Below are 12909 nucleotides of genomic sequence, written 5' to 3'. Positions count from 1 at the left end.
ACATACGGCGACAGGGCCCGCTCGCACTCGGCGATCCGGGCGGCGAACACCGGCGACTCCTCCAGCAGCCGCGCACCCATCCCCACCCACTGCGAACCCTGCCCCGGAAACACCAGCACCGGACCCGGCCCCACCGAGCCCGCCACCCCCGACACCACATCGGCCGAAGCCTGGCCCGATGACAAGGCCCGCAACCCGGCCACGGCCTCGGCCAGGTCCCGGCCGACGACCACGGCCCGGTGCTCGAACACCGACCGCGTGGTGATGAGCGAACGGCCCACCTCCACGGCCGACGCATCCAGGCCCCCGTCGACGCACGCGGCGAGACGGCGCACCTGTTCGCGCAGCGCCTCCTCGCCACGGGCCGTGACCACCCAGGGCACCACCGAGTTCGAGGGCTCCGGCGCGGTCTGCTCCGCCCCCTCCGCCTCCTCCTGCGCCTCGGGCGCCTGCTCCAGGATCACGTGCGCGTTCGTGCCCGAGATGCCGAACGCGGAGACCCCCGCCCGGCGCGTACGCTCCGCCGGCCACTCGACCGGCTGGTAGAGCAGCCGTACGCCGCCCCGGTCCCACTGGACGTGCGGCGACGGCGCATCGATGTGCAGGGAGGCCGGCATGAGGCAGTTGCGGATGGCCATGACCATCTTGATGACCCCGGCGACCCCGGCGGCGGCCTGGGTGTGACCGATGTTGGACTTGACCGAGCCGAGCCACAACGGCCGGTCCGCGGGCCGCCCCTGCCCGTAGGTGGCGAGCAGCGCGCCCGCCTCGATGGGGTCGCCCAGCGTGGTGCCGGTGCCGTGCGCCTCCACCACGTCGACGTCCTCGGCGGACAGGCGCGCGTTCGCGAGCGCGGCGCGGATGACCCGCTCCTGAGAGGGGCCGTTGGGGGCGGCGAGGCCGTTGCTGGTGCCGTCCTGGTTGACGGCCGACCCGCGGACCACCGCGAGGACCCGATGACCGCGGCGGCGCGCCTCGGAGAGCAGCTCCAGAGCCACCACACCGGCTCCCTCGCCCCAGCCGGTGCCGTCCGCGGCGGCTGCGAACGGCTTGCACCGGCCGTCGGGCGCGAGCCCGCGCTGGCGCGAGAACTCCGTGAACGAACCTGGTGTGGCCATGACGGTGGAGCCACCGGCGAGCGCGAGTGAGCACTCGCCCTGCCGCAGCGCGTTGGCCGCCAGGTGGATGGCGACCAGAGAGGAGGAGCACGCGGTGTCGACCGTCACCGCCGGGCCCTCCAGGCCCAGGGTGTAGGAGATGCGGCCCGATACGACGCTGCCGAGGTTGCCGGTGCCGATGTACCCCTCGACCTCGCTGGCGGTCTGACTGATCAGCGTCAGGTAGTCGTGGGCGCTCACCCCGGTGAAGACGCCGGTGTCGCTGCCCTGCAGGGACGCGGGGCTCAGGCCCGAGTGCTCGATCGCCTCCCAGGCGGTCTCCAGGAGCAGGCGCTGCTGCGGGTCCATCGCCACGGCCTCGCGCGGGCTGATGCCGAAGAACTCGGCGTCGAAGTCGCCCGCGTCGTACAGGAAGGCGCCGTCCCGCACGTAACTGGTGCCCGGATGCTCGGGATCGGGGTGGTAGAGGGCGTCCAGGTCCCAGCCCCGGTCGTCAGGGAACGCCGCGACGGCGTCGCCCCGGTCCCGCACGAGCTGCCAGAGGTCCTCGGCGGACCGGGTGCCGCCGGGGAAGCGGCAGGCCATGCCGATGATGGCGACCGGCTCGGCGGTCTCCTTGTCATGGAGCCGTTGGCGGGCCTCGCGCAGCTCCGCGGTGACCCACTTGAGGTGATCGAGAAGCTTCTCCTCGTTCGACATCTGACCCAGGCTCCTTGGTGCTTGATGGTGATCGAGGTCTTGGCGGAGGGGACGGTGCGTCAGGACTTGCCGAACTCGGTGGAGATGAGGTCGAAGATGTCGTCCGCGCTCGCGGACTCGAGGTCGCCGTGCGCGGACTCGCCGCCCTCGGAGCCGGCCTTCGCCGGGTCCCACTTGGAGATCAGGACCCGCAGCCGGCCCACGATCCGCCGGCGGGCGGCCTCGTCCACCTCGTCCGTGTCGTACGCCGCGTCCCACTTGTCGAGCGCCGAGAGGACGTCGCCCTCGCCGACGGCCGTGCCCTCGTCACCGAGCTGCCCGCGCAGATGCGTGGCGAGGGCCTCGGGCGTGGGATGGTCGAAGATCACCGTCGGAGGCAGCGTGAGACCGGTCGTGCCGTTGAGCTGGTTGCGCAGCTGGACCGCGGTCAGCGAGTCGAAACCGAGGTCCTTGAACGGCTGGGCGGCCGAGATGTCCTCCACCGCACGGCCGAGCGTGGCAGCCGCGTGCGTCCGTATGTGCTGGACGAGGAAGCTGTGCCGCTGTGGCACGGGAGTCTTCGCGAGCTGCGCGCGGAACGCGCTGGTCTCCGCCGTCGAACCCGTCTGCTCCGCCTCGCGCCGGTTCTCCGGGATGCCGTCGAGGAACGGGCTGGGGCGCTGCGTGGTGAACGTCGGGGTGAACCGCGCCCAGTCGAAGTTGGCCACGGTCAGGGTGGCCTCGCCCGTGTCGAGGGCCTGGTGCAGGGCCTTGACGCACAGGTCCGGGAGGAGCGGGTGCAGACCGAACCGCTTGAAGTAGCTGAGCGACTCCTGGTCCGCGGACATCCCGGCCTCGGCCCAGGGCCCCCAGGCGATGGAGGTGGCGGTGAGGCCCTGGGAGCGGCGGTGCTCGGCGAGGGCGTCGAGGAAGTGGTTGGCCGCGCCGTACGCGCCCTGCTGGCCGCTGCCCCAGACCCCGGCGCCCGAGGAGAAGAGCACGAAGGCCGAGAGGTCGCACTCCCGGGTCAGCTGATGCAGGTTCCAGGCCGCGTACGCCTTGGCGGCGAGGACCTCGTGCAGGCGAGCCGGCGTCAGGTCGTTGATCGAGGTCAGGTCGGTCGTCCCCGCGGCGTGGATGACGGCGGTGAGCGGATGCTCGGGCGGGATGCCTTCGAGGAGCCGCCGGAGTCGGCCGGGGTCGCCGGCGTCGCAGGCGCTGATCGTGACGGCCGTGCCGAGCCGCGTCAGCTCTGCCTCGAGTTCCCGGGCGCCGGGGGCGTCGGGACCGCGACGGCTGGTGAGGAGGAGACGGGGGGCGCCTTGACGGGCGAGCCAGCGGGCCAGGACGGCGCCGATGCCGCCAGTGCCGCCGGTGACGAGGGTGGTGCCCTCGGGCCGCCAGCGCGTCTCCGGGGCCCGGGTGGCGGGGGCGTGGGTGAACCGGCGGACGTGGGTGCCGGTGGGCCGGACCGCGATCTGGTCCTCGTCCTGCGGGCTCAGACCTGCGGCGAGCCGGGTGAGCGTGTGCTGGTCGATCCGGGTGGGCAGATCGATGAGCCCGGCCCAGAGACGGGGGTGTTCCAGGGCCGCTACCCGACCCAGACCCCACACGTGGGCCTGGAGCGGGTGGGCGAGTGGATCGGCGGCGCTGGTGGAGACGGCGCCCTGAGTGACGGTGTGCAGGGGCGCGGTGGTGCCGTTGTCGCCGAGGGCCTGGACAAGGACGGTGGTGGCGGCGAGTCCGGCGGGCACGGCCGGGTGGTCGGGGTGCGGCTCCTCGTCCAGGGCCAGCAGATTCACGATCCCGGCGAGCCCGGCCGTCTCCACCGCGGCCAGTGACTCACGCCGCACCCGGCCCGCCTCGGCCGGATGCAGTCGGACGGTCGCGCCGTGCGCCTCCAGCGCCTCGGCGGTGAGCCGCACGGCGGGGTGTTCGGCCTGGCCCTCGGGGATGAACAGCAGCCACTCTCCGGCCAGTTCGGGGGCCGCCGCGTCGTCGAGGTGCTGCCAGGCGACGCGATAGCGCCAGGAGTCGATGGTCGCCTGCTCCCGATGCCGGCGCCGCCAACCGGACAGCACGGGCAGTGCGGGCTGCAACGCCCTGACCGCCTGCTCGCTGCCGTCCTCCGAACTCAGCGTCTCGGAGAGGAGCCCGAGGTCGAGATCCTCGATCGCCCGCCACAGCCGCGCTTCGGCCGCGGTGGACTCGTCATTGTCGGTCGCGGAGGCAGCCGCCTGCTTCAGCCAGTAGCGGCGGCGTTGGAAGGCGTAGGTGGGGAGGTCGACGGTGCGGGGGGTGGTGGGTTCGGTGGGGAACCAGCGGTGCCAGTCGATGTCGGCGCCGGCGGTGAAGGCGTGGGCGGCGGCTCGGGTGAGCTGGGTGGTGTCGCCGTGGTCGCGGCGCAGGGTGGGGACGACGGTGGCGGAGACGTCGGCCTGCTCGATGGTCTCCTCGATGCCGAGGGTGAGGACGGGGTGGGGGCTGGCCTCGATGAACAGGCGGTAGCCGTCGGCGAGGAGGGTTTGGACGGTGTCGGCGAAGCGGACCTGCCGGCGCAGGTTGGTCACCCAGTACTCGGCGTCCAGACCGGTCGTGTCGGTCAGACGCTCGGCGGTGACCGTGGAGTAGAACGCCACCTCCGTGGCGGCAGGCTCGATGCCCTTCAGTCGCTCGGTCAGCAGGTCGTGGATGTCGTCGATCTGCGGGCCGTGGGAGGCGTAGCCGACGTCGATGACCCGGGCCCGAAGCCCGAGGGACTCGGCCTCGGCGACCACGGCGGCGACTTCTGCGGGCGGTCCCGAGATCACGGTGGAGGCGGGCCCGTTCACCGCCGCCACCACCACCCCCGACCGCCCGGCGATCAGTTCCTCGGCCTGTTCGGCACCGGTGCCGAGGGAGGCCATGTCCCCGTGCCCCTGGAGCCGGCGCAGAGCCTCGCTGCGCACGGCGACCACCCGCGCCGCGTCCTCCAGCGACAGGGCTCCGGCGACGCAGGCGGCGGCCATCTCCCCCTGCGAGTGGCCGATGACGGCGGCGGGCTTGACGCCGTAGTGCTCCCAGACGGCGGCGAGCGAGACCATCACGGCCCACAGCACCGGCTGCACGACCTCCACCCGGGACAGCTCACCACCGTCCCCGCGCAGCACACCCGTCAGTGACCAGTCCACATACGCCGACAACGCCCGCTCGCACTCCGTGATCCGGGCGGCGAACACCGGCGACTCCTCCAACAGCCGCGCACCCATCCCCACCCACTGCGAGCCCTGCCCCGGAAACACCAGCACCGGACCCGGCCCCACCGACCCCGCCACCCCCGACACCACGTCGGCCGAAGCCTCACCCGAAGCCAGCGCCTCCAGCCCCGCAGTCAGCTCCTCAGGCCCCCGCCCCACCACCACCGCCCGGTGCTCGAACACCGACCGCGTACTGACGAGCGACCAAGCCACCTCGGTCGGAGAGACCTCTCCGGACACGAAGTCACCCAACCGCCGAGCCTGCTGCCGCAACGCCTCCTCGGACCGCCCGGAGACCACCCACGGCAACACCCCGCCGTCCGCCGGCTCGGGCGCCTCGGGCGGCTCTGCCGAAGCCTCCGGCGCCGGCGCCTCCTCCAGGATCAGATGCGCGTTCGTGCCGGAGAATCCGAACGAGGACACCCCCGCACGACGCGGATGCGCGCCGCGCGGCCACTTCACCGGCTCGGTGAGCAGCCGTAGCCCACTGCCGTCCCACTCCACGTGGGGAGACGGGGCGTCGATGTGCAAGGTCGCGGGCAGCAGCTCGTGCTGGAGGGCGAGCACCATCTTGATGACTCCGGCCACACCGGCGGCGATCTGGGTGTGCCCGATGTTGGACTTCACGGACCCGACCCACAGCGGAGGGTCCTCGGGCCGGTCCTGCCCGTAGGCGGAGCTGAGAGCGCCGGCCTCGATCGGGTCGCCGAGCGTGGTGCCGGTGCCGTGCGCCTCCACGGCGTCGACGTCCGCGGCGGACAGGCGCGCATCGGCGAGCGCCGCCCGGATGACCTTCTCCTGCGACGGCCCGTGAGGGGCGGTCAGCCCGTTGCTCGCGCCGTCCTGGTTGACGGCCGAACCCCGGATCACCGCGAGGATCCTGCGCCCGTTGCGGCGCGCGTCGGAGAGCCGCTCCAGGAGCACGACGCCCGTGCCCTCGGCCATGCCCATGCCGTCGCTGCTCGCCGAGAACGGTTTGCACCGGCCGTCGGGCGCCAGGCCGCGCAGCTCGCTGAAGCCGATCAGCGGGGCGGGGGAGGACATCACGTACGAACCTCCGGCCAGGGCCAGGGTGCTCTCCCGCGTGCGCAGCGAACGCGCCGCCAGATGGAGGGAGACCAGGGACGACGAGCACGCCGTGTCCATCGTCACCGCGGCACCCTCCAGGCCCAGGGTGTAGGCGACGCGGCCGGAGGTGACGCTGGCGGAGTTGCCGATGGTGAAGTACCCGCTGCTGCCCTCGGGGACCTCGAAGGCACCGAGCGCGTAGTCGAGTCCGTCGCAGCCGATGAAGGTGCTGGTGGCGCTGGCCCGCAGCGAGCGCGGGTCGATGCCCGCGCGCTCGACGGCCTCCCACGCGGTCTCCAGGGCGAGCCGCTGCTGCGGGGCCATCGCGAGGGCCTCGCTGGGGCCGATGCCGAAGAACGTGGCGTCGAACTCACCGACGTCGTAGACGAATCCGCCCTCGCGGACGTAACTGGTGCCGGTGCTCTCGGGGTCGGGATCGTAGAGGGCGTCGAGGTCCCAGTTGCGGTCGCTGGGCAGCGGGGCGACGGCGTCGCGGCCCCGGGAGACCAGATCCCAGAACTCCGCGGGGGATCGGACACCGCCCGGCAGGCGGCACGCCATGCCGATGACCGCGATCGGCTCGTGGTCCGCCGACTCGAGCTCCTGCAGCCGGTGTTCGGCCTGACGCAGGTCCGCAGTGACGCGCTTCAGGTAGGCAAGAAGCTTCTCTTCGGTGTGCTCGGTGTGCGCCATCCCGGTGACAACCGCCCCTCTCCGCGAGAACAGGCGGACCCCGGGCTCAGCACTGGGCAGGCGAGGTCCCACCGAGCTGCACCATTGTCGACGCCGCTAAAGTCCTCCTAATACTCATCTGCAGCAGGGACGGCAGTGGGGACGGCAGCGAGGACGGGAAATTGTCGTTTAGGGATGCTTAAGCCCTGCCTGTCAGGGTCGTTCGCCTCCGGACCAGGCGAATCGAGGCATCGTGTCGACCACGGAAACGGCAGCGAACGCGTCCGCCACCGCCGGGTTCCCCGACCTGGTAGACCCGTCGTTCTGGGCACGGCCGCACGAGGAACGCAGAGCCCTGTTCGAGGAGTTGCGCCGGCTGGGGCACCCGCCGTTCATCCAGCAGCGCATGCCGGGCGTGCCCGCGGCATTCGGCTACTCCGCGCTGGTCACGTACGCGGACATCGCCGAGGTGAGCCGCCGCCCGCAGGACTTCTCCTCGGCGGGCGCGACCACCATCGTCGGCCTGCCGCCCGAACTCGACGAGTACTACGGCTCGATGATCAACATGGACAACCCGGAGCACTCCCGGCTCCGGCGCATCGTCTCGCGCTCCTTCGGCCGCGACATGGTGCCGGAGTTCGAGGCAGTGGCGACCCGGACGGCCCGGCGCATCATCCGCGAGCTCGTCGCGCGCGGGCCGGGCGACTTCATCCGGCCGGTGGCCGCGGAGATGCCGATCGCCGTGCTCAGCGACATGATGGGCATCCCCGAGGAGGACCACGACTTCCTCTTCGACCGGTCGAACACGATCGTCGGCCCCCTCGATCCGGACTACGTCCCCGACCGGGCGGACTCCGCGCGGGCGGTGATCGAGGCGTCGCAGGAACTCGGTGACTACATCGCGGGCCTGCGGCGGGACCGGCTCGCCCACCCGCGCGACGACCTCATCACCAAGCTCGTCCAGGTGCGGGCGGACGGTGAGCAGTTGACGCGGCAGGAACTCGTCTCGTTCTTCATCCTGCTGGTCATCGCCGGCATGGAGACCACCCGCAACGCCATCGCCCACGCCCTGGTCCTGCTCACCGAGCACCCCGAGCAGAAGCAGTTGCTGCTCGGGGACTTCGACACGTACGCGAAGGACGCCGTCGAGGAGATCCTCCGCGTCTGCACGCCCATCAACTGGATGCGCCGCGTCGCCACCCGCGACTGCGACATGAACGGCCACCGGTTTCGCAAGGGCGACCGGGTCTTCCTCTTCTACTGGTCCGGCAACCGGGACGAGGACGTCTTCCCCGACCCGTACCGGTTCGACATCACCCGCCAGTCGAACGCCCACGTCACCTTCGGCGCGGTGGGCCCGCACATCTGCCTCGGCGCCCACCTGGCCCGTATGGAGATCACCGTGCTCTACCGCGAACTGCTCGCCGCGCTCCCGCAGATCCGCGCCGAGGGCGAGCCGCGCCGCTTGCACTCCAGCTTCATCGAGGGCATCAAGAAGCTGCACTGCGCGTTCTGACCCGCGTTCGCACGGCTCCGCACACCGAGGAGGAGGCCCCGCCGGTGTGCGGAGCTGCCGTCAGCGGCCCGACAGGACGAGGGGCGGAACCATCAGGTCCTTGTCCCCGGCGAGTATCGCCCGCTGCAGATCCTGCAGCGGGCGTCCGGGCTCCAGGCCCAGTTCGTCCTTGAGCGTCCTGCGCACCGACTGGTAGACCTTCAGCGCGTCCGCCTGCCGCTCGGACCGGTACAGCGCCAGCATGAGCTGGCGGTAGAAGGCCTCGCGCATCGGGTTCTCGGCGATGAGGGCGTACAGCATGCCCACGGCCTCCCGGTGGCGCCCCAGCTGGAGCCGGCACTCGGCCAGCATCTCCTGACACTCCAGCCGGGTCTCGGCCAACCAGGTCGAGAACCCCTCGATGATCGGCCCGTTGGCGGCCGTTCCCTTGCCGCCGTAGCCGAGAACCGGGCCGCGCCACAGCGCGAGCGCCCGCTCGAAGCGGAGCACGGCCTCGTGGTACTGCTGCTCCCTGAGGAATGCCCGTCCCTCGTCGACCAGGCGAGGGAATTCCTGCGAGTCGATGTCGTCGTCGCCCTTGTGCAGGACATACCCCGGCGCACGGGTTTCGATGGGACTGTGGACCGACCGGGGAACCTTGAGGAACTTGCGTAGCTGCGAGATGTACACATGGAGTGCGGCGGTGGCGCGCCGCGGCAGGTCCTCGCCCCAGATCTCCGTCATCAGCTGGTCCAGCGAGACCACCTGATCGGCGCGGATGAGGAGGACGGACAGGACCATCTCGACCTTGCGCGTGCTGGTGGACAGGCAATGGGATCCCTCCACGACGCGGAGCGGTCCCAACAACTCGTACCTCACTGCTTTTCCCCCTTTTGTTTTTACTTGTGTTCACGCTTGCCGCGCGACGTCCCGGAGAGCCGCTGAGACCACCTCCACCACGCCCTGCTGATGGGCGTTCAGGTAGAAATGGCCGCCGGAGAAGGACTTGAGGTCGAACGGCGCGCTGGTGTGCTGCCGCCAGGCGGCCGCCTCGTCCAGCGTCGTCTGCGGATCCCGGTCGCCGACCAGCGCGGTGATCGGGCACCCCAAGGGCGGAGCGGGTACCCATCGGTACGTCTCTATCGCGCGGTAGTCGTTCCGGACGACGGGGATGATCTCCGCCAGCAGCTCCGGATCGTCCAGGAAGACCGGTTCGGTGCCGCCGGCCCGACGCAGCTCGTCGGCGATCCCGGCATCACTGAGCAGGTGGTTCGTGCCGGGCCGGAATCGGGACGGCGCGCGGCGCCCCGACACGAACAGCCAGCGCGGCACGTTGTCCGACCGCCCGGCGAGGCGCTGCGCCACCTCGAAGGCGAGGGCCGCTCCCATGCTGTGGCCGAAGAAGACGAGGGGCCGGTCGGCGAACGGGTCCAGCACGGAGGAGACGTGGTCGGCGAGTTCGGGAAGGCTGTCGACGAGCCGTTCTTTTCGCCGCTCCTGACGCCCTGGGTACTGCACGGCCAGGACCTCGACCTCGGCGGGCAGCCCGGGGGACCGGGCCAGAGGGGCGAAGTAGGGGGCGGATCCGCCCGCGTGGGGGAAGCAGAGGAGCCGGATCCGGGCTTCCGGGCGAGGCCGGAAGCGCCGTATCCATAGGTCTGACAAGGCGGGGAGGGAGGGTGGGGGCAAGAGTCATTCCCTTCACCGGCAGTTCTGGGCCGTGTGGTCGTCGTCGACCACCTTTGGTGTACGGCGTGGCCGGCGGGGCGACCTGCCGTGCAAGAATTGCCAGAGCGTGCGCAAAAGCCGAGAGGCCGGCTTTCCCTTGAAGAGGAATTGCGCACCTTTGGGCGTTCGGGGAAGATCATTGGCTTACGCATCGATGATGCAAGGTTCTCTTTCCCAGGGCAACCGGCTCTCATGTGGTACCCGGCCGGAATAAGACATTCCGCCTGCTCTGTCGCATGTGAGGGTGTGGCGTCTTGGCGGCAGAAGAACTGATAAATGCCCCAAGAATGTGAGTCGGCCGGATGTCGGGCGATCGCGGGCGCGGCAGCGGGATGGAGTGCCGAGGTCATACGCGTTCTTGTCGCAGTGCTCACGTCTTCTTGACGAGTGGGGGTCGACTCCGACGATGGCGTGAATCGTGCGGTCCGTGCGAGCGCCCGTTCCGGTGGTTCTCGAGGGGTGCTTTGGCGGTGACCGCGCTCGTCGAGCGGATGGCCCGAGAGCTCGCCGCGCACTGGCGGGGCGAGGAGGACGGACTCTTCCCGGCGTCGCTGACGGCGCTGTCGGGGGAGGAGCGGGACGCCTCGATGGCGGCGTGGCGGGCGGCCCACGGGGCGGCGCGGGACTGACCCGCCCGGGTCAGCCCGCCGCGCGGGGTGTCCAGGGGCCTTCGAGGGTGGGGCGCAGCAGGTCGAAGTGGTCCTCCAGGGTGCGGGCGACCGCGTCGAGGTCGGCGTCCTCCTCCAGGCCCCAGCGGCGCGCGGCCACCCGGGTCACCGCGGTGAAGAGGGCCACGAGCAGCCGGGGGCGCGCGTCCGCCTCGTAGTCCAGGCCCTCGCGGCGGGCGATCTCGCGGCCCAGGCGGTCCTCGAAGGCCATGGTCCGCTGGGCGTGGGCGGCGCTCAGCCCGGGCGCGGTCTCCACGATGCGCAGGATGCGGGCGAGCGCGGAGACCTGGCCGAGCGCCTCGGACCGCTCCCGGGTCTGCGCCCAGGTCTCCCGCAGCGCGGCCCGCAGCGCCTGGAGCGGGCTCTCCGCGGCGGGCCGCGCGGCCAGCTGGTCGAGCAGGCGCTCGTCGATCTCCGTCAGCGGGGCGAGGGCGACGTCCTCCTTGCCCGCGAAGTAGCGGAAGAAGGTGCGCTGCGAGACGTCGACGGCGGCGACGATCTCGTCCACCGTCGTCCGCTCGTAGCCCCGCTCCGTGAACAGGGCGATCGCCGAGCGGATCAGCGCGTCCCGGGTGAGCTGTTTCTTGCGTTCCCGCAGGCCGGGTTCGCGCGTGTCGACCGCGGTCATGCGTCCATCATGACAGACCTGGTGGCAACGACTGCCTACTGGCAGCCGCTGCCACCTTCGCGGAAGCCTCCGGCGCCGTCAGGCCACCCAGCCGACGTGCGCCAGCGCCTGCTTCAGCAGCACCCCGTGCCCGCCCGGCATCTCGCTCTGCACCGCGGCGGACAGCGCCTCCTCGGGGCTGAACCAGACCAGGTCGAGCGCGTCCTGCCGGGGCCGGCAGTCGCCGGTCACCGGGACCACGTAGGCCAGCGACACCGCGTGCTGCCGGGGGTCGTGGTACGGCGTGACGCCCTGGGTGGGGAAGTACTCGGCCACCGTGAACGGCTGGAGCGAGGACGGCACCCGGGGCAGCGCCACCGGGCCGAGGTCCTTCTCCAGGTGCCGCAGCAGGGCGTCGCGGACCCGCTCGTGGTGCAGCACCCGCCCGGAGACCAGCGTCCGGCTGACCGTCCCGTCGGGACCGATCCGCAGGAGGAGGCCCACGCTGGTGACATCGCCGCTGTCGTCGACACGCACGGGGACCGCCTCCACGTACAGGATCGGCATGCGGGCGCGCGCCGATTCCAGTTCGTCGGTGGTGAGCCAGCCGGGCGTGGTATCGGTCATGTCAGACATCGCTTGATCATACTTTCAGCCTCCGCGGCTCGGGGCGAGCCGCTCCGAACTCGGTGGTGTGAGGGCGGCCACGCCCCCGTCGGTCCACCTCCGCTCGGCGCGGGAGGGGCGCCCGCGCCGCTCAGTTCACGCCGCCCGGCTCCGACGACGGGGTCTTGCCGGACAGCACGGTCTTCAGCCGGTCGGTGCCCGTCCTGGCGCCCGCCGTCACCGAGTCGGTCTGGCCGCCGTCCAGGCCGCCGCCGGTGACGAGGACCGCGTCGGTGCCGACCCGGACCGCGGCGACGTCCAGGGTCAGGGTGGCCGGCGTGCCGTTGCTGGTGCCCTGCACGACGACGTGCAGGCCCTGGCGGGCGTCGCCCGACTTCGGCAGCGATGCCTCGGTGACCTGGACGGTGCGCTTGCCGCCGGCGGAGTCGGTCGCGGTGAACTGGTCGCACTTCTGGGGCAGCGAGGCGAGCCACTTCAGGGAGTCGTCCAGCGAGGAACGGTCGTACGCCGCGACCTGCTCCAGGAGGCGGGAGTCGCCCATCGAGAACCCGGCGAGCGCGGAGGCGCCGGACGGCTTGCCGAGCAGGTCGTCGCCGTACAGCCCGTCCATCAGCCGCTGGCAGTCCTGGGCGTTCGCGTCGGCGGTGAGGAAGTCGGCGACGTCGACCTTGCCGACGAGCAGGCTGTCGCGCCAGGAACCGGGGTCGGAGACCTTGTTCCAGTCGCCCTCCAGGTCGCCCTCGGTGAGCAGCGCGGCCTTCGCGCCGGACGCGGTGAGCGCGCCGGGCGAGGGGCTGGCGGAGACGGTGCCGGTGGGCTGGGCGACGGCCTGTGCGGCGGTCGTGCCGCCGTCGTCGTCCGCGCAGGCGGCGGTGGCCAGCAGGGCGCCCGCCGTGAGGGCGGTGGCCGCGAGGCGGACGGGGCGGGACGGGCGACGGCTCATCGCGGGGGCCTCCTGGGACGGGACACGGTGTCCCCAGCGCACCACCGCCACACCGGCGCCACCAGCCGC

The 12909-nt window shown here is 71.8% G+C and carries 9 protein-coding genes; 2 read left to right on the top strand and 7 right to left on the bottom strand.

Annotated elements, in window-relative coordinates:
- Together ACGFZL_RS26540 and ACGFZL_RS26535 are read right to left on the bottom strand one after the other, a co-directional pair.
- The coding region (locus ACGFZL_RS26540; RefSeq protein WP_393695381.1) for a type I polyketide synthase at positions 1-1817 on the bottom strand (1817 nt) is incomplete at its 3' end.
- 59 nt (positions 1818-1876) lie between these two features.
- On the bottom strand, positions 1877-6793 hold the full coding sequence (locus ACGFZL_RS26535) for a type I polyketide synthase (RefSeq protein ID WP_393695379.1): 4917 nt from the start codon (positions 6791-6793) through the stop codon (positions 1877-1879).
- 232 nt (positions 6794-7025) lie between these two features.
- On the opposite strand from ACGFZL_RS26535, the gene ACGFZL_RS26530 reads away from it, so the two are divergent.
- Positions 7026-8288: a cytochrome P450 gene (locus ACGFZL_RS26530; RefSeq protein ID WP_393695377.1), complete on the top strand. Its 1263-nt coding sequence runs from the start codon at positions 7026-7028 to the stop codon at positions 8286-8288.
- Positions 8289-8348: 60 nt separating this feature from the next.
- Here ACGFZL_RS26530 and ACGFZL_RS26525 read toward each other — a convergent pair whose 3' ends face one another.
- Together ACGFZL_RS26525 and ACGFZL_RS26520 are read right to left on the bottom strand one after the other, a co-directional pair.
- Positions 8349-9146 (bottom strand): BTAD domain-containing putative transcriptional regulator, encoded by a 798-nt coding sequence (locus ACGFZL_RS26525; RefSeq protein WP_393695374.1) that lies wholly within the window; start codon positions 9144-9146, stop codon positions 8349-8351.
- Positions 9147-9176: 30 nt separating this feature from the next.
- Positions 9177-9932, bottom strand: a complete 756-nt coding sequence (locus ACGFZL_RS26520; protein ID WP_393695372.1) for a thioesterase II family protein — start codon at positions 9930-9932, stop codon at positions 9177-9179.
- A gap of 533 nt (positions 9933-10465) precedes the next feature.
- Here ACGFZL_RS26520 and ACGFZL_RS26515 point away from each other — a divergent pair.
- The gene (locus ACGFZL_RS26515) at positions 10466-10624 is read left to right on the top strand and encodes a hypothetical protein (protein ID WP_393695370.1); all 159 of its coding nucleotides are present in this window, start codon (positions 10466-10468) and stop codon (positions 10622-10624) included.
- A gap of 10 nt (positions 10625-10634) precedes the next feature.
- Here ACGFZL_RS26515 and ACGFZL_RS26510 read toward each other — a convergent pair whose 3' ends face one another.
- From ACGFZL_RS26510 to ACGFZL_RS26500, 3 genes are all read right to left on the bottom strand, one after another.
- Positions 10635-11291 (bottom strand): TetR family transcriptional regulator, encoded by a 657-nt coding sequence (locus tag ACGFZL_RS26510; protein WP_355175895.1) that lies wholly within the window; start codon positions 11289-11291, stop codon positions 10635-10637.
- Positions 11292-11369: 78 nt separating this feature from the next.
- Entirely contained in the window at positions 11370-11906 is a 537-nt protein-coding gene (locus ACGFZL_RS26505; RefSeq protein ID WP_393695368.1) for an NUDIX hydrolase family protein, read from the bottom strand.
- Between the two features lie 121 nt (positions 11907-12027).
- A complete protein-coding gene (locus tag ACGFZL_RS26500; RefSeq protein WP_393695366.1) occupies positions 12028-12840 on the bottom strand; it encodes a hypothetical protein in 813 nt (270 codons plus the stop codon).
- Positions 12841-12909 lie beyond the last annotated feature (69 nt).

Source organism: Streptomyces sp. NPDC048182 (assembly GCF_043202555.1).
In the GTDB taxonomy this organism is placed as follows: domain Bacteria; phylum Actinomycetota; class Actinomycetes; order Streptomycetales; family Streptomycetaceae; genus Streptomyces.
Note: the sequence above shows the minus strand (reverse complement) of the source record. Positions and strands in the feature narration are given on the sequence as shown.

Coding starts and splice junctions, on each gene's coding strand:
- ACGFZL_RS26535 (WP_393695379.1), bottom strand. CDS start 6,793: ATGGCGCACACCGAGCACACCGAAGAGAAGCTTCTTGCCTACCTGAAG.
- ACGFZL_RS26510 (WP_355175895.1), bottom strand. CDS start 11,291: ATGACCGCGGTCGACACGCGCGAACCCGGCCTGCGGGAACGCAAGAAA.
- ACGFZL_RS26505 (WP_393695368.1), bottom strand. CDS start 11,906: ATGTCTGACATGACCGATACCACGCCCGGCTGGCTCACCACCGACGAA.
- ACGFZL_RS26500 (WP_393695366.1), bottom strand. CDS start 12,840: ATGAGCCGTCGCCCGTCCCGCCCCGTCCGCCTCGCGGCCACCGCCCTC.